This is a genomic window from Streptomyces sp. NPDC048171 (assembly GCF_043202655.1).
GTDB lineage: Bacteria > Actinomycetota > Actinomycetes > Streptomycetales > Streptomycetaceae > Streptomyces.
The window spans coordinates 653,878-679,727 of the sequence record NZ_JBIDAU010000001.1; the positions used below are offsets into that span (position 1 = coordinate 653,878).

The window sequence follows — 25,850 nt, forward strand, 5'->3', positions numbered from 1 at the left end:
GCCCTCACTCCTCCGTCGGCACGCACAGCACCGGCACCGTCGACAGGTGCAGCAGCTTGTGCGGGGTGGAGCCCAGCAGGGCCCCGCGCATCGGGCTCTCGCCCCAGCTGCCCACCACGATCACCCGCGCCGCGTGCCGGGCGGCCGCCGTGAGCAGGGCCTGGGCGGGCTTCTCGTCGATGATCTCGACCGTGGTCGGCACCCCCGCCTCGTCGGCCGCCTCCACGGCATGGCTCAGCGCCGTCCGCCCCTTCTCCACCAGCGCGTCGTGGTGGGAGCCGTACTCCTCACCCATGGCCCCGGGGGCCGCGGCACCGTAGACGAGCACCAGTGGCTCGCCGAACGCGGCCGACACCTCCACCGCGACCCGCAGCGCGCGCACCGCGCCGGCCGACTCGTCGTACCCGAGGACGACCGACATCTCAGCTCTCCTTGTCCGTCAGGGGCTCCGGGCCCGCCACACCGGGCCGCTCCGACCAGAAGGCCGGTGACACGAACCGCCACACGAGCATCACGACCACCCCGACCAGGGCGATGCCGATGCCGATGACCAGCGGGGGACCGAGCCCCAGCCAGGACACGCCGCTGTAGGAGTTGGCGGGGTCGGCCATGTCGATCACGGACTCCACCAGCAGCCAGATCAGCAGCCCCGCCCCGATCAGCGGCCCCACCCCGATCAGCACCAGGTTGCGCAGGCTCTCGGTGAGCCGGCGCCGGTAGTACACCGCGCAGGCGATGCCCGTCAGGGCGTAGTAGAACGCGATCAGCAGCGACAGCGCGGTGAGCGAGTCGAAGAGGGCGTTCTCGCTGATCTGCCGGACCACGAGGTACCAGACGATGGCGATCCCGGCCACCCACCAGGTGCTCACGTCGGGTGTCCGGTAGCGCGGGTGGATGCGGCCGAACGTGGCGGGCAGCGCCTGGCGGCGGGCCATGGACAGCGCCGTGCGCGAGGCGGGGATGATCGTCGTCTGGGTCGAGGCCAGCGCGGACGTGGACACCGCGAGCAGTACCACCCAGTCCCAGCCGCCCATGGCCTCCCCGGCCAGCAGGGCGAAGACGAACTCCTCCTCGCCCGCGTTCTCGGACAGGAACAGCGGCCCGGCGTACGCCACCACCGCGAAGCCGACCGCCACGTACGTCACCAGCAGCACGACCGTCGACCAGACGGCCGCCCGGCCGGGCGCGGACGCGGAGTCCCTGATCTCCTCGGTGAGGTTGACCGCCGACTCCCAGCCCCAGTAGATGAACACCCCCAGCAGGAGTGCCGCCGTCAGGGACGCGCCGCCCGAACCGAAGGGGTTCATCCAGTCGGCCGCGGGTTTGACCGAGTCGAGGGTGCCGGTGCCGGCGTAGACCCGGTACAGCGCGACCACCGCGAAGGCGAGCAGACAGGCGACCTGCGCCAGGATCAGCACGTTCTGCACCCGCGCCGACAGCTCGGTGCCGATCACGCACACCCCGGTCATCACCAGGATGAGCAGCACGGTCAGCAACTGCCGCACGAACTCGTTCTCGGCCCAGCTGTCCAGCCCAACGGTCAGCAGTCCGAAGGTGACGGCGACGTCCGCGAGCGAGCCGACGACCAGCACGCCGGTCATGGCGATGGCCCAGCCGCCGAGCCACCCGGACCACGGACCCATGGCCCGGGTGACCCACGAGAAGGTCGTCCCGCAGTCCTGGTCCACCTTGTTGAGGTAGTAGAACGCGGAGGCGATCAGCAGCATCGGCACGAAGGACGCGAACATCACGCCGGGCGCGTAGATCCCGACCAGCGCGACGACCGGGCCGATGACCGCCGCCAGCGAATACGCCGGCGAGGTCGCGTTGAGTCCGATGACCAGCGCGTCGACGAAGCCGATCGCGTTGGCCTTCAGGCCGGGCGGTCGTCCGGCGTCTCCCTCGGTTCCCTCGGTGGTGGTGGCCATGGCCCCTCGCTCCGGTCTGCGGGCGTCGGCCGGACAAGGGAATTGTCCTGCCCTCTACCAATATGAGGCGGTTGAGGGCAGATCTCATCCGGACGACGCCCAAGGAGCGCCGAGGGGGCCGGACGGGCTACTCCACCTCGGCCACCGCCTGCGCGAACTGCGCCCGGTACAGCCGTGCGTACGCCCCGCCCGCCGCGAGCAGCACCGTGTGTGTGCCCTGCTCGACGATCGACCCGTTCTCCATCACCAGGATCGTGTCCGCGTCCCGGATCGTCGACAGCCGGTGCGCGATCACGAACGAGGTCCGCCCGTGCGCCAGCTTGGCCATCCCCTTCTGGATCAGCACCTCGGTACGGGTGTCCACGGAGGACGTCGCCTCGTCGAGGACCAGGATCACCGGGTCGGACAGGAACGCCCGCGCGATGGTGATGAGCTGCTTCTCACCGGCGCTCACCCCGGAGCCCTCGTCGTCGATCACCGTGTCGTAGCCGTCGGGCAGCGTCCGCACGAACCGGTCGGCGTGCGCGGCCCGCGCCGCCTCCTCGATCTCCCCGCGCGTGACCTTCCGCGACGCCCCGTACGCGATGTTCTCGGCGATGGTGCCGCCGAACAGCCAGGTGTCCTGGAGCACCATGCCGATCGCGGCCCGCAGCTCGTCCCGGGACATCTTCGCGATGTCCACGCCGTCCAGCGTGATCCGGCCGCCGGACACCTCGTAGAAGCGCATCAGCAGGTTGACCAGGGTCGTCTTGCCGGCCCCCGTCGGTCCGACGATGGCGACGGTGTGACCCGGCTCCACCTTCAGCGACAGGTCCTCGATCAGCGGCTTCTCCGGGTCGTACCGGAAGGACACGTGTTCCAGGGCGACCCGCCCGCGCAGGTCCTCGGGCCGGGTGCCCGGGATCGGGTCCGCCGACTGCTCCTCGGCGTCCAGCAGTTCGAAGACCCGCTCCGCCGAGGCCACACCCGACTGCACCAGGTTCGCCATCGACGCCACCTGCGTCAGCGGCATGGAGAACTGCCGGGAGTACTGGATGAAGGCCTGCACGTCACCGATGGACAGCGAACCCGACGCCACCCGCAGACCGCCGACCACCGCGACCAGCACGTAGTTCAGGTTGGACACGAACATCATCAGCGGCTGCATGACGCCGCTGTTGAACTGCGCCCTGAACCCGGCCTCGTACAGCTCGTCGTTCTGCTCGGCGAACTGCTTCGCCGACTCCTCCTGCCGCCCGAACACCTTGACGAGCGCGTGCCCGGTGTACATCTCCTCGATGTGGGCGTTGAGCTGCCCCGTCGTACGCCACTGCCGCACGAACTGCGGCTGCGACCGCTTGCCCACCCGGGTGGCCACCACGAACGACAGCGGCACGGTCACCAGCGCGACCAGCGCGAGGATCCAGGAGACGTAGAACATCATCGCCAGCACGCCGATGATCGTGAGCAGCGAGTTGATCAGCTGGCCCATCGACTGCTGGAGCGTCTGCCCGATGTTGTCGATGTCGTTGGTCGCGCGGCTCAGCACCTCGCCGCGCTGCCGCTTGTCGAAGTACGACAGCGGCAGCCGCGACAGCTTCGTCTGCACGTCCTCGCGCAGCCGGAACATGGTGCGGTTGACCGCCCGGTTCACCAGCCGGGTGGCCACCGCCATCAGCAGCCCGGCCACCGCGAACACGGCCAGCGCCACCAGCAGCACCCGGCCCACCGCGTCGAAGTCGATGCCCCGGCCCGGGGTGAAGTCCGTGCTGCGGAGCATGTCGGCGACCTGGCCGTCCCCGCGCTCCCGCATGGACTGCAGGACCTGCTCCTTCGTGGCCCCGGACGGCATGTCCCGCCCGACGATGCCCGCGAAGACCAGGTCGGTGGCCCGGCCGAGGATCTTCGGCCCGACCACGCTCAGGCCGACGCTGAGGACGATGCAGCCCACCAGGGTGAACAGGGTCGCCCGCTCCGGCCGGAACCGGGCGACGAGCCGCTTGCCCGACCCCTTGAAGTCCATCGAACGCTGGTCGGGGCCGCCCCCGGCCATCATGCGACCCGCTGGCCCGGCCATCAGGCGGCCTCCGCTTCCGTCAGCTGGGAGAGCACGATCTCCCGGTAGGTCTCGTTGTCCGCCATCAGCTCGTGGTGCCGGCCCACGCCGACCACCCGGCCCTCGTCCAGCACCACGATCCGGTCCGCGTCCCGGATGGTGGCCACCCGCTGGGCGACGATCACCACGGTCGCCTCGGCCGTCTCCCGGCCCAGCTCGGCCCGCAGCGCCGCGTCGGTGGCGTAGTCGAGCGCGGAGAAGGAGTCGTCGAAGAGGTAGATCTCCGGACGCTGGACCAGCGTCCGGGCGATGGCGAGCCGCTGCCGCTGACCGCCCGACACATTGGTGCCGCCCTGCGCGACCGGCGCGTCGAGACCGCCCTCCAGCTCGGAGACGAACTCCCTGGCCTGCGCCACCTCCAGGGCGTGCCACAGCTCCTCGTCCGTGGCGTCCGGATTCCCGTAGCGCAGATTGGTCGCCACGGTGCCCGCGAAGAGGTACGGCTTCTGCGGCACCAGACCCACGATCCTGGCCAGCACCTTCGGATCGACGGTCCGAACGTCCACCCCGTCGACCAGCACCTCCCCGTCGGTGGCGTCGAAGAGCCGGGGGACCAGCCCGAGCAGGGTCGACTTGCCGCTGCCGGTCGAGCCGATGACGGCGGTCGTCTCGCCCGGCCTCGCCGTCAGCTCGATGTGCCTGAGCACCGGCTCCTCGGCCCCCGGATAGCGGAAGCCCGCCCCGCGGATCTCCAGATGCCCGTGCCGGCGCAGCTCGGTGACCGGCGCCACCGGCGGCACCACGCTGCTCTCGGTGTCCAGGACCTCCTGGATGCGCTCGGCGCACACCTCCGCGCGCGGCACCATCATGAACATGAAGGTGGCCATCATCACGGACATGACGATCTGCATCAGATAGGCGAGGAACGCGGTCAGGTCGCCGATCTGCATCCCGCCGCTGTCGATCCGGTGGGCGCCGAACCACACCACGGCGATCGACGACAGGTTCACCACCGTCATCACCACCGGGAACATCAGGGCGAGCAGGTTGCCGGTGCCCAGCGCCACTTCGGTCAGGTCGGTGTTGGCCTTCCGGAAGCGCTGCTGCTCGTACTCGTCCCGCACGAAGGCGCGGATCACGCGGTTGCCGGTGATCTGCTCGCGCAGCACCCGGTTGACCGTGTCCAGCCGCACCTGCATCGCCCGGAACAGCGGACGCAGCCGCCGCACGATCAGCGTGACGCAGACCGCCAGCACCGGCACGACCGCGACCAGCACCCCGGACAGCGGCACGTCCAGACCGAGCGCCATCACGATGCCGCCGACGCACATGATGGGCGCCGACACCATCAGCGTGAACGTCATCAGGGCCAGCATCTGGACCTGCTGCACGTCGTTGGTCGTCCGGGTGATCAGCGAGGGCGCGCCGAAGCCGCCCAGCTCGCGCGCCGAGAAGGACTGCACCCGGTCGAAGACCGCACCGCGCACGTCCCGGCCGAGTGCGGCGGCCGTGCGCGCGCCGTAGTAGACGGCGCCGATGTTGCACACCACCTGGGCCAGGGAGATGCCGATCATCAGGGCGCCGTAGCCCAGGATGTAGCCCGAGTCCCCCTGCACGACACCGTTGTCGATGATGTCCGCGTTCAGGGTCGGCAGGTACAGCGACGCGCAGGTCTGCAGGAACTGCAGCGCCACCAGCAGGGCGATGGATTTTCTGTAGGGCCTGAGATGGGTCCGCAATAGTCGTATGAGCACGCTGAGTCTCTCGGGGTCGGCGACGGAGGCAGGTGGTTGCCCCTGGCCCCTATCGTCGGACACTCGACCTGCGTTACCTCAACCGATTAACCCAAGAGCGCGGCAAATTCCGGCCTACGAGCGCCACCGCGTCCCGCGTCAGGTACGCAGCGCCCCCGGGTGGGTCTGCTCGCGCACCGAGACGAACTGCTGCCGCACGGCCTGGCCCACCGCCAGCTCCTCGCCCGGCTCCAGCACCTGGGCCACCGCACCCTGCCAGACGGGCGGGGTGCGCGGGTCCAGCGTGCCCTGGGACGCGCCCAGCGCCCAGGCCGCCTGCCGGGCCGAGCCGATCGCCGCGTAGTCCGCGGGCTGCGGCACGACGACCTGCGTCCCGAACAGCGCGGGGGCCGCCGCCTGCACGGCCGGCAGCTCGGCCGCCGCGCCCAGCAGGAAGACCCGGCGCACGTCCACGCCCCGGCCGCGCAGCACGTCGAGGGCGTCGCCGAGACCGCACAGCATCCCCTCGAACGCGGCCCGCGCCAGGTGCTCCGGCCGCATCGACTCGCGCCTGAGGCCGGCGAGGGTGCCGGCGGTGTGCGGCAGGTTCGGCGTCCGCTCACCCTCCAGGTAGGGGAGCAGCACCAGCCCGTGCGCGCCGGGCGTCGACTTCATCGCCAGCTCGGACAGGCTCTCCAGGTCCGGCACGCCGAGCAGCTCGGCGGCGCCGCGCAGCGTCCGTACGGCGTTCAGGGTGGTGACGACCGGCAGGTGCATGCCGGTGGCGTCGGCGAGGGCGGTGATCATCCCGGACTGGTCGACGAGCGGCTCGGTGTGCACGGCCATCACGGACCCGGACGCGCCCAGCGACACCACCGCGTCGCCCAGCCCGATCCCGAGCCCGAAGGCGGCGGCCTGGGTCTCGCCGGTACCGGCGGAGATCAGCAGCCCCTCCGGTGTCGTGCCGGCGGCCTCGGCCGGGCCGATCACCTCCGGCAGCATCACCTGGTGGCCGAGCGCCAGCTCGACCAGGTCGGGCCGGTAACCGCCGGTCGCCGCCGACCAGTAGCCGGTCCCGGAGGCCCCGCCCCGGTCGGTGGTCCGCCGGACCGGCCGTCCGAGCAGCTGCCACACCAGCCAGTCGTGTGCCTGGAGCAGGACGGCGGTGCGCGCGGCGGCCTCCGGCTCGTTCCGCGCCAGCCAGCGCAGCTTCGTCACCGGCTGCGCGGCCTGCGGCACCGACCCCACGGCCTGCGCCCACGCCTCACGGCCGCCGAGCCCGTCGATCAGATCGGCCGCGGCCACCTGGGCACGCTTGTCGCCGCCCACCATGGCCGGGCGCACGGTGTTGCCCTGCGCGTCCAGCGGCACCACGGAGTTGGCCTGCGCCGACACGCCGATGGCCTGCACGCCTTCCAGCAGTCCGCCGCCGGCCGCCTCCCCGAGGGACAGCAGCCAGGCCTGCGGATCGACGTCTGCGGGCCGGCCCCCGCCCTCGGGGCTCTCCAGCGGGTGCGGCGCGTAGCCCTGGCGCAGTACGGCGCCCGTGTCCGAATCGCAGACGACGATACGAGTGAAATCGGGCGAACTGTCCAACCCGGCGACTATCCCCATGCCCGAAATTCTGCCGCACCGGGAAGCGTGGCCGTACCCGGTGGGGGCTTGCGTCTCAGGTGTTGCTGGTGCCCCAGTCGTCCGGGCCGGTGCCGTTCGTGCCGCGTTCCCGCAGGGAGCGGACCCGCTGGGCCACCGAGTCGGGCATCCGGTCACCCACCTTGTCGCTCACCACGTGGTACGCCTTGTCCGCGAAGTGCCTGCCCTGCTGGGCCGCCGACTCGGCGGTGTTGCGCACCGCCGGGTTCTGCGCGACCTGCCGCGCGGACTTCCGCATCTGCTCGTAACGCTCCCGCCCGGCCTTCGTGCCGAGCACGTATCCCGCCGCCAGTCCGACGACGAACGTGAGCCGGTAACGCATGGCTGCCACCCTTCTCTTCGCTGGCTCCGTGGTGCCGGAGAGTACCGATTGGCGGAGCACCCCCCTGCTTGCGCTAATGTATGTGTCGCAGCGAGCGCGCGCCCCCTGGCGAATACCCAGGTCGACGCGTTCGATGCGACACGAGACTTTCCTCGGTAGCTCAATTGGCAGAGCAGCCGGCTGTTAACCGGCAGGTTACTGGTTCGAGTCCAGTCCGGGGAGCTCGGTCCTCCGTAGCTCAATTGGCAGAGCAGCCGGCTGTTAACCGGCAGGTTACTGGTTCGAGTCCAGTCGGGGGAGCACGGTGAACGAGGGCCCCTCAGGGGTCCTTTTTCATGTCTCCTTCCATGTCCCGGGAACCACGCGGCACGCCGCGGAGTCCTCAAGGTCATGAAGGCGTCGCGGCAGCCGACCATCCGAGGCAGGAGATCGTATGAGCGGCTATGCTGCGGCAGACGGCGCGCACACCTGTACGCGACACGCCGCTTTGGGGCGGTAGCTCAGCCGGTTAGAGCAGCGGACTCATAATCCGTCGGCCGTGGGTTCGAGTCCCACCCGCCCCACTCCTGCCCTCTCGGGCAAAATCGTTCTGGCCTGCGTCGGCGCGTTCGCCGTCGGACGCGGCTACCGGGTCCGCGGCCGATTCTTCCGCGGAGGGGGCGCGGAGCGGTCATGCCGCGCCGGAAGGTCGCCCGGACGGAGTCTCCCGCACCACCCGCCGGCCCCGGCCTGCCGCTCCTGCGCGGCGGCGTTCCGAGCGGGCCGCCGTCGGCTACGCGCCGACGCGGTCGGGTCCGCGGGCCGGATCGTCGCGGGCGGAGCGGCGGCGAAGCCAGACAGGCAGGACGTACCAGCACAGGGCGAACCACAACATGACGCCGCCGACCAGCAGTTCGGCGAGCAGACCCGGCACGACGACGTGGAGGAGGAGCAGCAGCGTGCCGCCGATCGTCAAGGCGAGAAGCACCAGTCCGCAGACCATCAGCCGGCCCGCGACCTCGACGATGTGGTCCTTCATGCGCTGCCCGGACAGGAGCCGGTGTATGGACACCGGCGCGATCAGTGCCCCGGTACCGGAGGCCCCGAGTATCACGGTGATCACGTACACCACGTGATCGAAGGTCTCCAGCTTCTGGAAGTACGGTGTGAAGGCCACGCTGAGCAGGAATCCGAAGAGGATCTGCACACCGGTCTGCGCGACCCGCGTCTCCTGCAGGATCTCGTTCCATCTGCGGTTCAGGCGTTCTCGTTCCGGCTCCTGCCGTTGCGCGGCTGTGTGATGTCCCGGCCCGTGGCAGGAGGGACAGCCGGGCTGCGGCGCGTCAGACGGCGACTGGTCGGTCATGGTCATGGCATCCTCCTCGTCAGAGGATCCCCGTCTGCCCGCCCCACCGGCGATTTCACGTCACGCCGGACCACCGCACGCGTACGCCCCGGCGGCCGTCTCGTCCTCCGCACCGGCGCATGCGTGACGCCGCCGGCGAATCCGGAGGGCGGAGGCATGCGGGGCGACGAACAGGGCAAACGCAGGTGCGTCGGCGCGAGCCGACGGCCACAGGGGCGGTTCATCGGGAGGGAAGACGTGACAACGACGACCGTAGAGACTGTTGAGTGCTCCACCGGACTGCCGGTGATCGCCGACCCGTCGAAGGTGGCGCCCAAGGACGCACGGGAGTTGTCACGGCTCTTCTTCGACCGGCTCGCGAAGCTGGAGGAGGGCACGCCCGAGTACCAGTACGCACGTAACACGCTGATCGAGATGAACATGTCCCTCGTCCGTTTCGCGGCTGCCCGCTTCCGCAGCCGCGGGCCGGAGGAGACGGAGGACATCGTCCAGGTCGGCATGATCGGTCTGATCAAGGCCATCGACCGGTTCGAGCTGACCCGCGAGGTCGAGTTCACCTCCTTCTCGGTGCCGTACATCGTCGGTGAGATGAAGCGGTTCTTCCGGGACACGTCATGGGCCGTGCACGTGCCCCGGCGCCTGCAGGAAGCGCGCATGCAACTGGCCCGGGCCACCGAGGAGCTGAGCAGCCGGCTGGGCCGAACCCCCACCACCAAGGAACTGTCCGAGCTGATGAGCCTCCCGGAGGACGAGGTCGTGGAGGCGCGTCTGGCGTCCAACGGCTACAACTCGTCGTCCCTGGACGCGGCCATCAACGGCAGCGAGGACGGCGAGTCCGCGCTCGCGGACTTCATCGGCGCCGATGACAGCGCGCTCAGCCTGGTCGAGGACTTCCACGCGCTCGCGCCGATGATCTCCGAGCTGGACGAACGCGACCGGCAGATCATCCACTGGCGGTTCGTCGACGAGCTGACGCAGAAGGAGATCGGCGAGCGCCTGGGTGTGTCCCAGATGCACGTCTCCCGTCTCATCTCGCGCCTGCTGGCGCGGCTGCGCGAGGGCATGCTCACCGAGAACTGATCCCGGGGCCGGCCCGGGCGGAGGAGCAGCTCGCCGAGCGGGCGGCCGGTGTCAGCGGCCGAGCCGGGTCAGGGCCGTGCGCAGGGCCGCGCGGACCGCCGGGGGTGGCGGCGGGCCGTCGTTCTCGGTGCCCGCCGTGACCGCGGCGGCGACGTCGCGCAGCTTGGTGTTGGAGAGCTGGGAGGCCTCCCGGAGGATGTCCCAGGCCTCGTCCGAGGTACAGGCGTGCAGGGCCATCAGGACGCCCCGCGCCTGGTCGATGACCGGACGGGAGGCGATCGCCCGGCGCAGCTGGTCGACCTCCTCCTCCAGGACGTGCAGCCGTTCGGCGGCGGTGGTGGTGCGCAGGGGGTCGGTGGTGTCCAGGCCGGCCAGTTCCAGGACCCGTAGCGGCTGGCCCCGCCAGTTCGCCGTGGTCGCCGGCACCGCCTCCCGGTGGCTGTAGCCGCCCAGCAGGTCGAGGAAGCGCAGCCCGCCCGGGTCCATGAACTCCACGTCGCCCATGTCCAGGTCGAGCCGGGAGACGTCGGCCGGCAGCGCGGCCAGGGCCTCGGCCAGGATGTCCGTGCACCCGTGGACCAGCCGGCCGCGCGCGACGAGCAGCGCCCGCCCGGCGGTCACCCTGCCGTCGATGACCAGGAAGGCCGGCTGTCCCGCCAGACGCGGCGGTGCCGTTGAGGTCATGTCACCGCCTTGCCCGTCCATGTCGGTCCCCGACAGCCCTGGCGGACGCTCGCGACGTCGCTCGGTCCCTTCGACCTGGCGCCTGCCCGCCGTACGGCCGACTACACCCGACGCCGGGGAATGAGCGGCCGAAGAGAGGGTAAAGGCAGTGCCGGCGCGCCCCGGGGCCACGCGGTCACAGCGGCGACCACCAGGTCACCGTCGTGCCGTCCGCCGGGCGCCCGGCGCCCTCCTCGCGCTCGCCGTCGTCGAAGACCGTCAGCCGTACGCCGTCCCGGCCCCCGTCCGCCGCCGCGCCGGTCGCGTCCACGGTGACCTCGACCCGGGAGACGCCCGCGCGGGCCGTCGCGTCGGTCAGGGCGCGGCGCAGGGCGGTGAGCAGGTCTCCGGCCACCCGCTCGGGTACGCGGGTGTCGACGGCGCCCCTGAAGTGGGTGGACGGGGCGAAGCCGAGCCGGGCGGCGGCGGACGCGGTCTCGCGCAGGACCCGTCCGCGCAGCCCCGCCGGCGGATCGGCCGGCGGCTGCTGGAGCGCGAAGATCGCCGTACGGACCTCCTGGACCGTGGACCGCAGGTCGTCCACCGCCCGCACGAGGATGTCCCGCACGTCGTCCGCGCCACCCCGGCGCTGCGTCGACTCCAGCATCATCCCGGTGGCGAACAGCCGCTGCACCACCAGGTCGTGCAGGTCCCGCGCGATGCGGTCGCGGTCCTCGAAGACCGCCAGCCGTTCCCGCCCGCGCCGTGCGTCGGCCAGTACCAGGGCGAGCGCGGCCTGCGAGGCGAACTGGGTGGCGAGCCGCCGCTCCAGGTCCGTGTACTGGCGTTCGCCGCGCCTGCGGGGCAGGGCGAGAGTGCCGATCAGCCGGCCGTTCGCCTGCAGCGGCAGCATCATGCTCGGCCCGAACCGGTGCCGTACGCGTGTCGTCATCCGCGGATCGGTCGCCGAGTCGGTGAGGAAGACCGGCTCGCCGCCGAGCAGTTGCTCCAGGACGGGGCTGCCGGGCGCGATGGTGGCGCCGACGATGCCGCCCGGGTCGTCCGGCGTCGACGCGGTCACGATCTCCATGCCGCCCTCGGCGGTCGGGTGGAGGATGACCCCCGCGGAGGCGTCGGCGAGCAGCCGGGCCCGCTCGGCGACCGTCGTCAGCGCGTCGTCGGCGCCCTCCTCGGTGAGCAGCGCCGTGGTGACGGCCGCCGCGCCCTCGATCCAGCGCTCGCGCTGCCGTGCCGTCTCGTACAGCCGGGCGTTGCCGATCGAGATGCCGGCCTGGGTCGCCAGCACCCGCACCAGTTGCTCGTCCTCGGCCGTGAAGGGTCCGGTGCCCGGCGGGCCGGCCAGCCGCAGCTCGCCGAACTCCTCGTCGTGCACGTGGACCGGCACCCGCAGCCGGGGCGCGGTCGCCGCCACGGGTTCCGGGCCCGGGGTGCGGATCTCGGCCAGACCGTCCCGGCCCGGGTCGAGCATCACCAGGGCCGCGCGGTCGGCGCCGGTCAGTTCGGCGGCGCCGTCCACGAGGTGCTGGAGGATGCCGCGCAGGTCGAGGTCGGTGCCGACCTCCAGGACGGCGTCGAGGAGGCGGGTCAGCCGGGGCGCGGGCCGCGCGCTCATACCGTCCGGGTTCCTCGGCGTGCTCGGCTCCCTCGGCGGCGGGTCAGTCGGACGCGGCCGGCTGGAGCGAGATCGGCTCCACCCGGCCCTCCAGCATGCTGCCGAGCCCCTGGACCGCGCACACGTCGGGCCGCTCCGCGATGTGCACCGGCATGCCCGTGGCCTGACGCAGCATCTGGTCGAAGCCCGGCAGCAGCGCGCTGCCGCCGACCATCATGATCCCCCGGTCGGCGAGGTCCGCGACCAGGTCCGGCGGGCAGTCCCGCAGCACCCGTCCGATCCCGTCTAGCACGGCCGTCAGCGGCGTCTGGATGGCGTTGCGCACCGACGCGGTGTCGACCTGCACCGAGCGCGCGAGGCCGGTCGCCACGTCCCGGCCGTGGATCTCGGTGGACGCCGGACCCTGCGGGGTCAGCCCGTTGCCGGACAGGGTCAGTTGCAGCGGACGTACGGACTGGCTGGGCAGCACCAGCTCGTGCTGGTGGCGCAGGAGCTGCACGATCGCGTGGTCCACGGCCTCGCCGCCGACCGGGATGCGGGCGGCGGTCACGATCGAGCCGAGGGAGAGCACCGCGACCTGGGTGGCGTGCGCCCCGCACACCATGATCATGGTCGCCTCGGGCTGCTCCACGGGCAGCCCGCACCCCACGGCCGCGGCGATCAGCGTGTCGACCAGCTCCACGCGACGCGCGCCGAGTCCGACCAGCGTCTCGATCGCCGCCCGCTGCGCCAGCGGATCCGCGTCGTGCGGGGTGCAGGCGGCCGCGCGCAGCCGGGGCTTGCGGCGCAGGGCGCGGCGGATCTTGTCGCCGAGCAGGTGCCGCAGCATGCGCTGGGCCATCTCGATGTCGACGACCGTGCCGCCGGACACGGGCCGCACGACCCGGATGTAGCCGGGGGTGCGGCCGGTCATCTTCTCCGCGAACTCGCCGACCGCGATGAGCGCGCCGGTGCGCGTGTTGACCGCGGCGGCGGAGGGCTGGTCGACGACGAGCCCGGCACCCTTCACGTACACGCGGGTCCGTGCCGCGCCCAGGTCGACGGCGAAATGGCAGCGGCGCAGCTGCTCCAGACTGGCGGTACTGGCGGTCATGGCGGATCCTCCCGAGAGCGCGACCGTGCGGCAGCCCGGTGGGCGGCCTTGCTGGCATCGTGCGCGGGAGCGGGGGCGGCCGCCCGTTGGAGGGGGCCGGGCGGGGGGCCGCCGAACGGGCGGTCTCCGGCGGAGCCGGACGCCGCCGGTCAGCCGTTCTCGGCCGCCGTCAGCAGCGGACGCAGGTCCGGTACGAGGAGCGCGTCGTCGTCCGCCGCGCTCAGGTCCCGCCGGACCCGTTCGCGGTCGCAGTGTCCGATGAACGGCAGGCCGAGCGCACGGGCGGCGGACTGCTCGGCGACGGACGAACCGATCAACACGCACCTGTCGACGGTCGTGTCGAGCCGCTCCAGGGCCCGCAGGAGGACGTCCGGGTCGGGCATCAGACGGGTGAGGTCGGTGCCCCTGCCGTGCACGTCCCCGGCGAAGGCGCCCAGCAGGCCGCGTCGCCGCAGGTGGTCGGTGACCGGCGCGGGGGCCCGGTCGGTGACCACGGCGGTGCGCACCCGCCGGGCGTCCAGCGCCTGGACCAGCCGGTCGGCCAGGGGCACCGGCCGTGCGGTGCGGGCCGCCCGCGCCTCGTGCCGGTCGAGGCGGAGCCGTACGGCGGGGGCGAGCCGGTGCCCGGCCAGGGCCCGGACGAAGTCGAGCGTGCCGGCGTACCCGTCCGACGCGACCCGGGGGAGCGGTACGCCGGCCAGCGCATGCTCGGGATCGCGCTCCTCGACGAAGAGCCGGGCGATGTCCAGCAGCACCTCCCGCTCGGCGGCCGGCCGGTACAGCCGGGCCAGTACGTCGTCGAAGCCGAGGAGGACGCAGTCCGCGTCCGCGATCAGGTCCCCGGGCGAGCGTGGCGCCCTGCCGTGCGGGGTGCCGCTGCGGCCGGCCGGCCGGAAGGTCCAGACGAGCCGGTAGCCGGGCGCCTCGGTACCCGTGAGAGCGAACTCTCTGCCCTCCCGCAGCGCGGCGAAGAACTGGCCGACCAGCTCGGCGACCACCTCGCGCAGGTCGGTCGCCCGGTTGCGGACCGCCTCGACCGGGTCCTCGACCTGCCACTTCACCTCGACGGTGGCCACGCCCGTGCCGACGGGGCGTTGCGTCAGCTCGACCTCGAAGTACTGCCCGGCAGCTCGGCGGGCCGAAGACGCCGACCGGTACGCGTCGGAGTCCGGGAGGGCGAGCGTGCCGTCGGGCAGCCGCAGGACGAAGGCCACGGAACCGTCGCGCGGGGGGACGGGCAGACTGCCACCGGGCGGCATGGGGTACGGGCCGCTCACGGCCCGGCCGCCCGACGCCTCCACCCTCGGGCCCCCGGGACCCTCCACCGGGCGGTACCAGCCGGTGTCGTCGTCCAGCGGCCGGAACAGGTCCGGAGCGAGGGCGGGGCCGTCGAACGGTGCCTCGTACACCTCGTCGTGGTAGAGGGAGTCGGAGAGGACGACGAGCGCCTGCGCGTCGGACGCGTCCAGGAGCGCGCCGACCGACCCGGCGTCGGCGCGGAAGGACTGCTCCTCGGTTCCGTCCAGCCGGAACTCCACCTGCCAGAACTCGACGAGCAGCCTCTCGCCGCCGACGTGCGCCAACTGGCCGGACAGGCCGTCCACGGCCGCCCGCAGCAGCGGGGTGGCCTCCACCCGTGGCCGCACCAGGACGAGCAGGCCCTCCCCGTCGTCCACGCGTTCGTACGCGGTGTCGTCGAGTCCGCTGTCCGCCAGCAGGTTCGTGACCACGGTGCGCAGCCCCGCGCGGGCCTCCTCCCGGACCGGCGGGCCGTCGGTGAACGAGAAGCGGGCGCAGTCGCGGAAGTCGGTGTCGAAGTCGTCCCGCGCGTGTTCGTCCGCCTCGAAGGGCGGGCCGGGCTCCGCGGACTCCTCGGGTTCCTCCGGCCGCTCCGGCTCCTCGGGCTCCTCCGCGGACTCCGCCGCCTCCTCCAGCCGCGGCTCCCAGGCGTCGTCCTCCGTGGGAAACGGGCCCTCCGGCAGTTCGTCCGGTGCGGACAGCGCCCGGTGCGGCCCGTCGTCCCGGTCCGACGAGGTGCCCTCGAACTCCGACCACGGAGCGTCGTCCACCGGCTCGGCGTACTCCTCGCGCAGTTCGCGGCCCAGCGCCGCCAGGGCCGGACTCCGGCCGCCGGACAGCTCGTACTCCTCGTACGCCTCCAGGGCCTCCGCGCCCCGGCCCTGGCGGCGCAGCGCGATCAGGTAGAGGCGGCGGAAGTCCTCCCGGTGCGGGTGGGCGTCGAGCAGGCGGGACAGTTCGGCCGAGGCCCGGTCGTAGTCGCCGAGGGCCAGGTCGAGTTCGGCGCGCTTGGTGTGCAGGGCGAGGCGGAGCCGCAGCAGCCGGGCGCGGGCGGTACGGGCGGCGGGGCCGGGCACGTGCGCGAGGGACTCGTCGCCGTGCCAGAGCGACAACGCCTCGGTGATCAGGGCGCGGGCCTCGGTGGGCGCCCCCTCCAGCCGGGCCGCGTCGGCCTGCCGCACCAACTCGTCGCAGCGCACCAGGTCCACGTCGTCGGCGCTGGTGTGCAGGGCGAGGCCGTGGGCGGACGTCACCAGGGCACCCGGGCCGAGGGCCTGGGCCAGTCGCGTCGCCAGCCCGTTCACGTCGCCCCGCGGGTTGCGCGGTTCCTCGCCCGGGTCCCACAGCCCCCACCGCAGCTCCTCGTGCGTCACCGTGCGGCCGTGCTTGAGCAGCAGCATGGCGAGCAGCGCGCGCACCCCCGGACCGAGGGCCGGGGACCCGTCCGGCGAGGTGACGCCCAGTGCGCCCAGGGCGCGGTAGCGGCGCGGCTCGTACGCCTCGCGGGCCCGGGCGAGTGACCGGGGGTCCGTGAGCAGGTCCACGCCCTGGGCCTGCGTCGCCGACGAGGCCGACATCAACTGGTCGAAGGCGTGCGCGTAGTGGATGCGCAGGGCGGCGGGCAGCCGGTCCAGGTGGCGGGAGTCGATCGGGACGGTCAGCCGTGCGGTGCCCGAAGTGAGCAGCAACAGGATGTCGCACAGGGCCCGGAGGTCCTCGGAGCGTCCGGACGGCCCCGAGGACCTGCCCGGTTCGAAGAGGCTGAGCCGGGCCGTGCCGTCCGGCAGCAGGACCACCCGGGACGCCTCCAGGCCGCCGTGCGTGACGCCCGCCCGGTGCAGGGCGGTGAGAGCGCGCGCCAGCTGCGCGCCGACCGACACCACCAGGGGCGCGGGCAGCCGTCGGCCGCTCGACCGGGCCAGCGTGTGCAGGGCGACACCGTCCAGGTGCTCCATGACGACGTAGGGAACGTCGTCCTCGATGCCGGCGTCGAGGACGGTCACCAGGTTCGGGTGGGCGATCTCCGTCAGGCGGCGCGCGTCCCGCAGGAACGCGCGGCGCGAGGCGGGGTCGCGGTCCGGGTCGTGCAGCCGGACCGCCACCGTCCGGTTCGTCTCGGTGTCCTCCGCCAGCCACATCCTCCCGGTCGGCGCGAGCCGCCGGGCCGGCCGGTAGCGGGCGCCCAGCGCGGGCGGGAAGGGCGAGGGGCCCTCGGACCGCACCGGTGCGGCCAGCTGCCGGGCGCTCTCCTGGCTGATCGCGGCGAACGTCTCGCCGCCGTCGGCCCGTTCGGTGCCGTCCCGGGAGGGGAGCAGCGCGCGGAACTCGCCCGGCGACCGCCCCGCCCGCTCGTCGATCAGACCGCCGGTGCGCAGCAGCAGTTCGTGGGTGCGGCTGCGTGCGGTGCGGGGCAGCCCGCGCAGCAGGAGGTCGCGTACGCCGGGGCGGAAGGCGTACGAACCGGGCGGCCCGGCGACCGTGGTGAGCATGCCGCTGAGGATGATCTCGGCCAGGTGCTGGGGCCGGGGTTCCGGCTCGACCGCCGCCTGCACCAGCCGCATCACCGGCAGGTCCGGCCGCCCGAGCGCGAGGTGCCCGGCCAGCCGGAAGGCCTGGGGGGACGCGGTCGCGCGAAAGCGCAGCACCAGTTCCTCGGCGGACAGGCGCGTGACGTCGGCGCGGTCGTCGGCGTCGGCGGGCAGCGGGCGGTGCAGCACGGCGGCCGCGCCCGGGTGGCGGGTGCCGCCCGGACTCGCGACCAGCAGGGCCCAGTTCGCCAGCCACTGGGGCCCCGGTTCCAGCACGGGGAGGTGCACGGTGCCGCCGGGGGCCGGGGGCGCGGCGTCGTCGTACGGGGTGAAGGCGAGCGAGGAGCTGGGCGCGGCCCGGTGCGGGGCCGACAGCCGGCCCGGAACCGGCGGCAGGGCGGTGTCCCGCCACAACTGCTCGGGAAGCGGCTGGAGAACGGCCAGCGGGGTGCGGTGCGCCCAGCGGCGCAGTGTCTCGAACCAGCGGGTGCCCGCCGGGCCCTCCCGCCACTGCGGTCCCATGCAGTCGCTGATCAGCAGGGTGACCGTGCGGCCGTCGGAGGGGGCCTCGGCTCCCTCGCCGCGGACGGTGCCGTCGGCCTCCGCGCGGTGCAGGACGACCGTGCGGAAGACGCCCGACTGGGCGAGCGTGGCGTGCAGTTCGCGTACCAGCGGCTGCCAGACGGGCATCGTCGGGCCCGCGTCGTGCACCAGGTTCAGCCGCAGCCAGCGCTCCCGCACCGGGCGCAGCACCGGCAGCCATCCGTCGGGCCCGCCGCCCAGCCGGGCGATGCGGTCGGCGGTCGCGGCCTCGTCCACCTCGTGGCCCACGGGCGCGTCGGTACGGCGCTTCAGTGGGCGCAGCGAACGCTGCAGCGCCAGCGTGTGGCGCAGCATCGGCGGGGCGGGCGCGAGCAGGGCGCTGTGCGGTTCGGCCGCCGACGTTCCCGGCGCGGGGGCGGGGGAGGGCAGGCGCAGCGGGGCGCGGGAGGCGTCGGGGGTGTCGGGCCGCGCCTCGGGCGGATCACCGGCGGGCTTCCGTCCCGGCCCGCTCCGCGGGCCGCTCGTTTCCGGCCTCGGCGCGGGAACGGGCGGTACGGGCTCCCCGGCCGCCGGGCCGGTCGCTGCGTCGTCCGCCGGCCCGGCGGGCGCCGGGTCCATGTGCCGGGCCAGCCAGAGCAGTTCCGCCAGCTCCAGCGGGGTCGGGCGGACACCCGAGGAGACCCGGCCGAGGAGGTCGGCCAGGCGGGGCAGGGGCTCCGGTGAGCCGGGGCGGTCGGCCGGCATCAGAAGGCGTCGGGCTGCGGGGACCTGCCCAGGTAGGGCATCAGCTGCTCGGCCAGCTCGTCCAGGGAGTCGGCGCCGAGACCGGAGGAACGGGCCAGGTAGATGGCGTTGAGCAGCTGGTCCGTGGCCAGTTCACCGCCGCCCACCCGGGACAGGAACCGGTGGATGAGCTGCTGCGCGTACCCGTCGGGCTCGCCCAGGTGGGCGCGGACGATCTCGGCGAGGTGGTCGTCGTCCGGCTGCCGCAGGCGCAGCGAGACGCAGCGGCGCAGGAAGGCGGGCGGGAACTCGCGCTCGCCGTTGCTGGTGAGGACGACGAAGGGGAACTCCTTGCAGCGGACCCGGCCACGCTCCACCGGCACCCGCCGGTCGGTGCCGTCGATCAGCACCTCGGCCCGTCCGTCCGGGGCGTCCCGCGAGGCCCGCACCAGTTCGGGGATCTCGTACTGGCCCTCCTCCAGGACGTGCAGCAGGTCGTTGGGCAGATCGAGGTCGCTCTTGTCGATCTCGTCGATCAGCAGGGCGCGGGGGCGGGCGTAGGGGAGCAGGGCGGTGCCGAGCGGGCCCAGGCGCAGGTGGTCCTCGATGCCCGTGGCCGCCACCGGGGCGTCGGGGCCCGGCGTGGCGTGGCGCGCCGCGTACAGCCGGGAGAGCGGGTCGTACGTGTAGAGGCCGTCGTGCAGCGTGCTGCGGCTGGTGATGTTCCACCGCAGGACCGGGCCGAGCCGCAGCTCACGGGCGACCGCGTAGGCGAGGGACGACTTGCCGGTGCCTGGCGGGCCGGTGACCAGCAGCGGGCGCCGCAGGTACAGCGCCGCGTTGACCAGTTGCACCGTCTGCTCCGTGGCCTGGTACGTCACGGCACGGTGCGCGCGGTCCGGCGAGGCGGCCGGGTCGTCGCCGTCCTCGACGGGTGCGTCGAGCACCGGCCCGCCGGCGAAGGCCCGCCAGGGCGGCGGCGGGGGCAGCGCGGCGATGCCGTCGTGGGGGGCCGGGGCGCCGGTGTAGACGGGCCACAGGGGCATGGGTTCTTCTCTCCGGGCGATCGGGGTGGCGGGTGGTCGTGGGCCGGCGGCCCGTTCGGGTGAGTGGGGGGCGCCCTGGTCGTCGGGTACGGCGGGTGGGCGGTCCTCGGTGCGGCGGGCGGGCGTCGACACGTCGGGCGGGCGCAGCGGCGTCGGGTGCTCGTCCGGTCGGGGGCGGTTCATCGTGGCGTCGCCCCGTCAGCCGACGGGTGAGTGCAGCAGGGCCGCGGGCTCGCTGAAGCAGCGGGGGTCGTCCCACAGGAGCTGGACGTCGCGCGCCCAGTGACCGTCGGGGTCGTCGGCCGCCTCCGCCGTCTCGCGCAGCTCCATGACCAGGCGGGGGAGTTGGGACGGCGGTACGTCCGCCACCGACTCCGCCAGCTCGTCGAGGAACGCCGTCCCCGGACAGGGATCGTCGTGTCCGTCGCCCGAGCACCCCCGGCGCGGCCACAGCAGTACGGGCACGGGGACGGTGAGACCCACCTCGAAGTGCTCCCGCGCCGTCGACGGCGGGGTGCCGAAACCGGCCAGCTCCGCCTCGTCCCGCAGCCGCTTGCGCAGGCCGGCCGGCCGCTCCGGGGTACCGCAGTCGACGCGCCGCAGCGGTACGCCCTGACTGGACCCGAGCTTGCCCCACTTCTTGCGCAGCTGGTGGCGGAGGCGTCCGCTGCGATGGCGGTGCCGGTCGGTGACGACCAGCGGGTAGGCGCAGCCGAGCGGCGTGGAGTCGTCCTCGCCGCACTCCCAGTGCGCCACCGGTTCGTTGAGCCACTCGCGCGGCAGCACGAAGGTGAGCAGCTCGTCGGCGCCCGGATCGAGCTGGGTGCACGCCTCGTCGATGTGCTCCTGGACGAAGGCGCGCACCGCACTCCGGGCCAGCCGGCGCGAGCCCACCGGGTGGCGCCGGCCGTCCCGGTAGGCGGACACCTCGACGGTGACCTGGTCGGCGCCGGCGCCGCTGTGGTCGATCTCCACGACGATCGGCGACCAGGCCGCGGGCCGGGACGGCGGTGCGTGCAGCAGTGCCTCCAGCCGGTCGGCGAAGCGGGTCACCAGGTCCGGTTCCGGCACCTCCCACTGGACGTAGGCGGCGGCGTCCCGCAGGGAGGTGAAGCCCTCGTCCGGGGGCGGCGGGTCGAAGCCGTCCGTGGCGGAGATGTACAGCCGCTTCGGGTCGCAGTCCAGCCCGGTCTCCTCGGCGCGGCGCAGCAGCGCGTACAGCCGTCTGCGCGCCTCCGAACGGTGCCCCGGGGTGGGTACCAGCTCGCCCAGGTCGGGCCAGTGGCGGGCCATGACCTCGACGGGCAGCATCCGGCCCACGCGTACGTCCTTGCCGCCGGCGACCGCGGTGACCATGCCGACGACGGTGCCGTCGGCCAGGGCCAGCGCCGCCCCGCTGAACCCGGCCGCCAGCGGCTGCCCGTGCGCCGTGACCGCCTCCAACTGGACCCACTCGCCCGAGATGAGCGGTCCCGGCAGGGCGCGGTAGGAGGCGAGCATGCCCTCGTCGTACCCCTTGGGGAAGCCGTAGGCGATCAGCTCGGGGGCGGGCGCGGTCCGTTCGGCGCGGGGCGGGGCGAAGGCGGCCGGGGTGAGCGGCACGTCGCGGTCCAGTTCCAGTACGGCCAGGTCGCCGGGGTCGGCGGCGCCGCCCTGCCAGCCGCCGTGCACGGCCACCGCGGCCGACAGCCCGCCGAGGTCCCGGCGGCCCGGGAAGCTCACCGTGACGGGTGCGCGGTCGGCCCACCTGACGACATGGGCACAGGTGAGCAACCGGCGGGCGGAGACCAGGAATCCGGCGCCGACCTCGGGACCGCACTCGACGCGGGCGTGCCACGCGGCACCGCTCATGACCGTGCGGCGGCGTCCGGGCCCTCGGGGCGCGCGGGGCCGGGCTCCGGAGTCCAGCTCAGCTTCACCACCAGATGGCCTTCCGCCGTGCCCTTCGCGATGACCGCGCCCGCCTCCGCGCTCAGCTTGACCCCGAACTCCAGCTCCACCGCGTCGGGTCTGAGCGTGCCGTCCCTGAAGACCCGCAGCGCGGACGCGGCCGCCGCCCGGACGCCCTCCAGGGACTCCTCGAAGGTGCGGGCCGCCCGGGCGGGTCCGTCGCCGCGCGAGACCAGCCGCGCGCCGTCCTCGTCCTCGACGCCCTCGACGACCACCCGCACGCCGTCCCCGGTCTTGAACTCGACCAACCCGTCCATGCCGCCGCTCGCTCCCCGTGTGCCGTACGTGTCCCTGCGCAGCACCGTGCGCGGCACCATTGTGACGGACGGTACTCGGCCGTGTCGCGGCTCAATGTGCCGGTCCGCCGGCCCACTGGCGGAAACCCGCCAGGGCGCCAATCCGCCACCCTCCGTCAACTGCCGTGCACCAGAAGCCCCCTGAGACTGCTCACAGCACTCTTCACAGCACCATACGACGACGCGAAGTGAGGCGTGGATGAGCAGAGGACCAGTCGGACGCGGGGCGACCCTCCTGTCGGCGGGGCTCGTGATCGCGTTGCTGCCGTCCGGGACGGCGGCGGCACAGGATCCGCCCGCGGAGCCGGCGCACCCCCCGGCCGCCGTGGCCCGGGACACCGCGGCCCGCACCGTCACCCTCGTCACCGGCGACCGGGTGACCGTCACGGAACTCGGCGGCGGACGCCGGACCGTCACGGTCGAGCGGCCCGAGGGCGCCGACGGCGCCGTGCACACCCGCAGTTCGGGCGGCCGGACCACCGTCGTACCCGACGAGGCCCTGCCGTACCTGCGCGACGGCAGCCTCGACGAACGGCTCTTCGACGTCGGGGAGTTGCTGGAGCAGGGCCTGGCCGACACCGAGACCGGCACGCTGCCGCTGATCGTGACCTACGAGAAGGGCGCCCGGTCGGCCACCCCGAAGGGCACCGAGCGGACCCGGGCGCTGCCCAGCGTGCGCGGGGCCGCGGTGGCGGCCGGCAAGGGGCGTGATTTCTGGCGGGAATTCACCCGTGGCGCCGGCATCGACGGGGTGTGGCTCGACGGCAGGGTCACCGCGGCCATGGCCGAGTCCAACGCCCAGATCGGCACCCCTCAGGCTTGGCAGGCCGGGCTGACCGGCAAGGGCGTCACCGTCGCCGTGCTGGACAGCGGTGTGGACGCCGGCCACCCCGACCTGGCCGGACGCGTCGCGGAGAGCCGGAGCTTCATCGCGGGGGAGGAGGTCGCCGACCGCAACGGGCACGGCACGCACGTCGCCTCCACCGTCGGCGGCAGCGGCGCCGCCTCCGACGGCAAGGAGAAGGGCGTCGCGCCCGGCGCCGCGCTCGCGATCGGCAAGGTTCTGAACGACTCCGGTTCGGGCAGCGAGTCGCAGATCATCGCCGGCATGGAGTGGGCCGCCCGGGACGTGGACGCCGACATCGTCTCCATGAGCCTCGGCTCGACCGAGCCCAGCGACGGCACCGACCCGATGGCCGAGGCGGTCAACAGCCTGTCCCGCGAGACCGGCGCCCTGTTCGTCGTCGCGGCTGGCAACACCGGCGCCCCGTCCTCCATCGGCTCACCCGGCGCGGCCGACGCCGCGCTGACCGTCGGGGCCGTGGACTCGGCGGACGAGGCGGCCTGGTTCACCAGCGCCGGTCCCCGCCACGGCGATCAGGCGCTCAAGCCCGACCTGTCCGCGCCGGGCGTCGGCATCCTCGCGGCCCGGTCCCGGCTCGCCGAGGGCAGTGGTGACTACACCGCCATGGACGGTACGTCGATGGCGACGCCGCACGTCTCGGGAGTGGCCGCCCTGCTCGCCGAGCAGCACCCGGACTGGACCGGCGCGCGGCTCAAGGACGCGCTGATGTCCACGTCGAAGGGGCTCGACGCCTCCGCGTACCAGTTGGGCGCGGGCCGGGTGAGCGTGCCGGACGCCATCGCGGCCGACGTCACCGCGACGGGCAGCGCCGACCTCGGCTTCCACTCCTGGCCCCACGACGACGACGAACCGGTCACGCGGACCGTCACCTACGCCAACTCCTCGGACAACGCTGTCGAGTTGAAGCTCTCCGCGCAGGGCGCCCCGGAGAGCGTCGTCACCCTCGCCGACACCGCCCTCACGGTGCCCGCGCACGGCACCGCCTCCACCACCGTCACCGGCGACGCGTCCAAGGCCCCGGCCGGGACGACGAGCGGCCGGATCGTGGCGTCCGGCGCGGACGGAAAGCCCGTCGCGCACACGGCGTTCGGGCTGGTCAAGGAGGACGAGCGGTACACGCTGACAGTGCGCGTCAAGGACCGTTCCGGTGCCGCCTCCCCGGCCGACCTGGTCGTCCAGCACCTTGCCGAGGGCGTCGACCCCGTCCCCGCGCACGTCGGCGACTCCGGCACCCTGGAGCTGCGTCTCGCGCCGGGGACGTACAGCCTGAGCTCGTTCCTCGACGTGCGGGGCAGCCACGGCGCCGACTCGCTCGGACTCGGCTTCCTCGCCGCGCCGGAGGTCGTCCTCGACCGGGACCGGGAGATCACCCTCGACGGCCGGAAGCTGCGTGAGATCGACGCCGACGTGGACAGGCGCACCGAGACGCGGCAGCTCCTCATGGAGTACGACCGCAGCGCGAACGGCGCCGACCTGTTCGGCGCGGTGCAGGTGCCGCTGACGTACGACAGCGTCTTCGCAGCGCCCACCGCCAACGTCACCGAGGGCGGATTCGAGTACCGCACCGTGTGGCGGCTCGGCAAGCCGCTGCTGGAGGTCAAGGGCGTCGGTGAGGCCACCGTCCAGTCGGGCGGCACCCTGAGCGAGGGGCGCGGCAGCCTGTCGCTCGTCGACGTCGGCGACGGGCCCTTCCCGGCCCGCGTCCGGGGCAAGGCGGCCCTCGCCACGCTCACCGAGGGCACCGAACCGGCCGCCCTCGCCCAGGCCGCGCAGGACGCGGGCGTGAAGGCGCTGTTCGTGACGGACGACGCGCCCGGACGGCTGATGGAGTGGTGGGGCACGGACGACAACGCCGACCGGCCGCTCCAGATCGCCACGGTGAACACCGCCGACGCCGAGCGGCTGCGGAAGGCGGGACGGGTCGACATGACCGCCACGCCCAACACGCCCTACGTGTACGACCTCTCCGAGGGGCACGCGGGCCGGGTGCCCGACCGGGACCTCACCTACGAGCCCGGGCGCCGCGGCCTCGCCGAGCTGCGGACCAAGTACCACGCCCCCGAGCCCGCGAGCGGCGGCGAGTTCCGGTACTCGATCACCGACACGTTCCCGATCGGCCTCGGCTTCAAGGAGCGGATCGCCTACCCGGCCGAGCGCACCGAGTACGTGTCCACCGGTCCCGGCCAGCTGTGGCACGAGTCCGTGACGAGCGCCGGGGACGCGCTGGAGGAGCGGAGCGGACTGGTCCGGTACCGGGGCGGTGACCGCACGGAGCTGAACTGGTTCAAGCCCGTCTGGCATCCGTACCTCGGCACCGGGCTCGGCTGGGGGCAGCAGCGCTCGGGCGACATGCTCCAGTTCAACGCCCCCGGGTGGGGCGACTCCGGTCCCGACCACACCGGCTTCGGCGACGTGTGGAGCGAGGGGAGCGGGATGACGCAGACCACGTCCGTGTACCTGGACGGCGAACTGGTCGACGAGGGGCCGAGTTCGGCCGGCTACGTGTACGACGCGCCGGCCGAGGAGCACACGTACAGGCTCGTCACCGACACCGCGCTCGACGCGGCGCGCTGGCCGGTGGCCACTGAGGGCCACGCGGAGTGGACCTTCCGCTCGGCCGCGACCCCGGACGACCGGTGGACCTTCCTGCCGCTGATCAACCTCTCCTTCGACGTCGACACCGACCTGGCCGGCGAGGTGCGCGGCGGCAGGAAGCTCAAGGTGGGGCTCGGCGCGGAGTACGTGGCGGGGGCCGAGGGCACCGGGCGGATCGGCGGCGCGGAGCTGGAGGTGTCGTACGACGAGGGCAGGTCCTGGCAGCGGGTCGGGCTGCGCGGCGACCACGGTCAGGGGTCCTGGCAGGGGACGCTGAACGTGCCCCGCGACGCCGGGCACCTCTCGCTGCGGGCCTCGGCGCGCGATGACCGGGGCGGCTCGGTCACGCAGGAGATCGTGCGGGCCGCGGCCGTGCGGTGACACGCGGACGGCGCCGCCTCCCTGGGACGGGGAGGCGGCGCCGTCGGGTTCTCGGACCGTCAGACCAGCCAGCCGACGAAGTGGACGATGCCGGCGAGGATGTCGGTGAGAAGGTTCATGATCGTGCAGCTCCTTGCGC

At 73.5% G+C, this 25,850-nt stretch carries 16 protein-coding genes and 3 tRNA genes; 5 read left to right on the forward strand and 14 right to left on the reverse strand.

Going from position 1 to position 25,850, the window contains the following annotated elements; genetic code table 11:
* Positions 1-4: 4 nt before the first annotated feature.
* The 6 genes from ACGF3J_RS02865 to ACGF3J_RS02890 form a co-directional block, all read right to left on the reverse strand.
* On the reverse strand, positions 5-421 hold the full coding sequence (locus tag ACGF3J_RS02865) for a universal stress protein (protein WP_161327210.1): 417 nt from the start codon (positions 419-421) through the stop codon (positions 5-7).
* 1 nt (position 422) lies between these two features.
* On the reverse strand, positions 423-1,928 hold the full coding sequence (locus ACGF3J_RS02870; protein ID WP_161327211.1) for an APC family permease: 1,506 nt from the start codon (positions 1,926-1,928) through the stop codon (positions 423-425).
* 127 nt (positions 1,929-2,055) lie between these two features.
* Complete coding sequence (locus tag ACGF3J_RS02875; RefSeq protein WP_161327212.1) at positions 2,056-3,984, reverse strand: ABC transporter ATP-binding protein; 1,929 nt, start codon at positions 3,982-3,984, stop codon at positions 2,056-2,058.
* Positions 3,984-5,717, reverse strand: a complete 1,734-nt coding sequence (locus ACGF3J_RS02880; protein WP_393853420.1) for an ABC transporter ATP-binding protein — start codon at positions 5,715-5,717, stop codon at positions 3,984-3,986. The genes ACGF3J_RS02875 and ACGF3J_RS02880 overlap by 1 nt, the downstream gene beginning before the upstream one ends.
* A 138-nt stretch (positions 5,718-5,855) precedes the next feature.
* The gene (locus ACGF3J_RS02885; protein WP_161327214.1) at positions 5,856-7,310 is read right to left on the reverse strand and encodes an FGGY-family carbohydrate kinase; all 1,455 of its coding nucleotides are present in this window, start codon (positions 7,308-7,310) and stop codon (positions 5,856-5,858) included.
* A 55-nt stretch (positions 7,311-7,365) separates the two neighbouring features.
* Positions 7,366-7,671 (reverse strand): YtxH domain-containing protein, encoded by a 306-nt coding sequence (locus ACGF3J_RS02890; RefSeq protein ID WP_161327215.1) that lies wholly within the window; start codon positions 7,669-7,671, stop codon positions 7,366-7,368.
* A 149-nt stretch (positions 7,672-7,820) separates the two neighbouring features.
* On the opposite strand from ACGF3J_RS02890, the gene ACGF3J_RS02895 reads away from it, so the two are divergent.
* The 3 genes from ACGF3J_RS02895 to ACGF3J_RS02905 all read left to right on the forward strand — a co-directional run bounded on the left by ACGF3J_RS02895 (position 7,821) and on the right by ACGF3J_RS02905 (position 8,234).
* Positions 7,821-7,893 (forward strand) — tRNA-Asn (locus ACGF3J_RS02895).
* Between the two features lie 5 nt (positions 7,894-7,898).
* Positions 7,899-7,971: transfer RNA gene (locus ACGF3J_RS02900), tRNA-Asn, on the forward strand.
* Positions 7,972-8,160: 189 nt separating this feature from the next.
* Positions 8,161-8,234 (forward strand) — tRNA-Ile (locus tag ACGF3J_RS02905).
* Between the two features lie 209 nt (positions 8,235-8,443).
* Here ACGF3J_RS02905 and ACGF3J_RS02910 read toward each other — a convergent pair.
* Positions 8,444-9,022, reverse strand: coding sequence for a DUF6328 family protein (locus ACGF3J_RS02910; RefSeq protein WP_237552365.1), 579 nt, complete (start codon positions 9,020-9,022; stop codon positions 8,444-8,446).
* A 231-nt stretch (positions 9,023-9,253) separates the two neighbouring features.
* Here ACGF3J_RS02910 and ACGF3J_RS02915 point away from each other — a divergent pair, with 231 nt between their 5' ends.
* The gene (locus tag ACGF3J_RS02915; RefSeq protein WP_161327216.1) at positions 9,254-10,096 is read left to right on the forward strand and encodes an RNA polymerase sigma factor SigF; all 843 of its coding nucleotides are present in this window, start codon (positions 9,254-9,256) and stop codon (positions 10,094-10,096) included.
* Positions 10,097-10,147: 51 nt separating this feature from the next.
* Here ACGF3J_RS02915 and ACGF3J_RS02920 read toward each other — a convergent pair whose 3' ends face one another.
* The 7 genes from ACGF3J_RS02920 to ACGF3J_RS02950 form a co-directional block, all read right to left on the reverse strand.
* Complete coding sequence (locus ACGF3J_RS02920; protein WP_161327217.1) at positions 10,148-10,780, reverse strand: ANTAR domain-containing protein; 633 nt, start codon at positions 10,778-10,780, stop codon at positions 10,148-10,150.
* Positions 10,781-10,955: 175 nt separating this feature from the next.
* On the reverse strand, positions 10,956-12,392 hold the full coding sequence (locus ACGF3J_RS02925; protein WP_161327218.1) for a GAF domain-containing sensor histidine kinase: 1,437 nt from the start codon (positions 12,390-12,392) through the stop codon (positions 10,956-10,958).
* A gap of 43 nt (positions 12,393-12,435) precedes the next feature.
* Positions 12,436-13,485 carry a rod shape-determining protein gene (locus tag ACGF3J_RS02930; RefSeq protein WP_161327219.1) on the reverse strand — a complete coding sequence of 350 codons (1,050 nt, stop codon included), beginning with the start codon at positions 13,483-13,485 and terminating at the stop codon, positions 12,436-12,438.
* A 149-nt stretch (positions 13,486-13,634) separates the two neighbouring features.
* Entirely contained in the window at positions 13,635-18,599 is a 4,965-nt protein-coding gene (locus ACGF3J_RS02935; RefSeq protein WP_393853421.1) for an SAV_2336 N-terminal domain-related protein, read from the reverse strand.
* Positions 18,599-19,624: a MoxR family ATPase gene (locus ACGF3J_RS02940; protein ID WP_161326685.1), complete on the reverse strand. Its 1,026-nt coding sequence runs from the start codon at positions 19,622-19,624 to the stop codon at positions 18,599-18,601. The genes ACGF3J_RS02935 and ACGF3J_RS02940 overlap by 1 nt, the downstream gene beginning before the upstream one ends.
* A gap of 198 nt (positions 19,625-19,822) precedes the next feature.
* A complete protein-coding gene (locus ACGF3J_RS02945; RefSeq protein ID WP_161326683.1) occupies positions 19,823-21,475 on the reverse strand; it encodes a trypsin-like peptidase domain-containing protein in 1,653 nt (550 codons plus the stop codon).
* The gene (locus ACGF3J_RS02950) at positions 21,472-21,831 is read right to left on the reverse strand and encodes a CU044_2847 family protein (protein WP_161326686.1); all 360 of its coding nucleotides are present in this window, start codon (positions 21,829-21,831) and stop codon (positions 21,472-21,474) included. Before ACGF3J_RS02950 ends, ACGF3J_RS02945 begins: the two co-directional genes overlap by 4 nt.
* 238 nt (positions 21,832-22,069) lie before the next feature.
* Here ACGF3J_RS02950 and ACGF3J_RS02955 point away from each other — a divergent pair, with 238 nt between their 5' ends.
* The gene (locus ACGF3J_RS02955) at positions 22,070-25,711 is read left to right on the forward strand and encodes a S8 family serine peptidase (RefSeq protein ID WP_161326684.1); all 3,642 of its coding nucleotides are present in this window, start codon (positions 22,070-22,072) and stop codon (positions 25,709-25,711) included.
* Positions 25,712-25,850 lie beyond the last annotated feature (139 nt).

Coding starts and splice junctions, on each gene's coding strand:
- ACGF3J_RS02930 (WP_161327219.1), bottom strand. CDS start 13,485: ATGACCGCCAGTACCGCCAGTCTGGAGCAGCTGCGCCGCTGCCATTTC.
- ACGF3J_RS02925 (WP_161327218.1), bottom strand. CDS start 12,392: ATGAGCGCGCGGCCCGCGCCCCGGCTGACCCGCCTCCTCGACGCCGTC.
- ACGF3J_RS02920 (WP_161327217.1), bottom strand. CDS start 10,780: ATGACCTCAACGGCACCGCCGCGTCTGGCGGGACAGCCGGCCTTCCTG.
- ACGF3J_RS02940 (WP_161326685.1), bottom strand. CDS start 19,624: ATGCCCCTGTGGCCCGTCTACACCGGCGCCCCGGCCCCCCACGACGGC.
- ACGF3J_RS02955 (WP_161326684.1), top strand. CDS start 22,070: ATGAGCAGAGGACCAGTCGGACGCGGGGCGACCCTCCTGTCGGCGGGG.
- ACGF3J_RS02870 (WP_161327211.1), bottom strand. CDS start 1,928: ATGGCCACCACCACCGAGGGAACCGAGGGAGACGCCGGACGACCGCCC.
- ACGF3J_RS02935 (WP_393853421.1), bottom strand. CDS start 18,599: ATGCCGGCCGACCGCCCCGGCTCACCGGAGCCCCTGCCCCGCCTGGCC.
- ACGF3J_RS02875 (WP_161327212.1), bottom strand. CDS start 3,984: ATGGCCGGGCCAGCGGGTCGCATGATGGCCGGGGGCGGCCCCGACCAG.
- ACGF3J_RS02890 (WP_161327215.1), bottom strand. CDS start 7,671: ATGCGTTACCGGCTCACGTTCGTCGTCGGACTGGCGGCGGGATACGTG.
- ACGF3J_RS02865 (WP_161327210.1), bottom strand. CDS start 421: ATGTCGGTCGTCCTCGGGTACGACGAGTCGGCCGGCGCGGTGCGCGCG.
- ACGF3J_RS02945 (WP_161326683.1), bottom strand. CDS start 21,475: ATGAGCGGTGCCGCGTGGCACGCCCGCGTCGAGTGCGGTCCCGAGGTC.
- ACGF3J_RS02885 (WP_161327214.1), bottom strand. CDS start 7,310: ATGGGGATAGTCGCCGGGTTGGACAGTTCGCCCGATTTCACTCGTATC.
- ACGF3J_RS02910 (WP_237552365.1), bottom strand. CDS start 9,022: ATGACCATGACCGACCAGTCGCCGTCTGACGCGCCGCAGCCCGGCTGT.
- ACGF3J_RS02950 (WP_161326686.1), bottom strand. CDS start 21,831: ATGGACGGGTTGGTCGAGTTCAAGACCGGGGACGGCGTGCGGGTGGTC.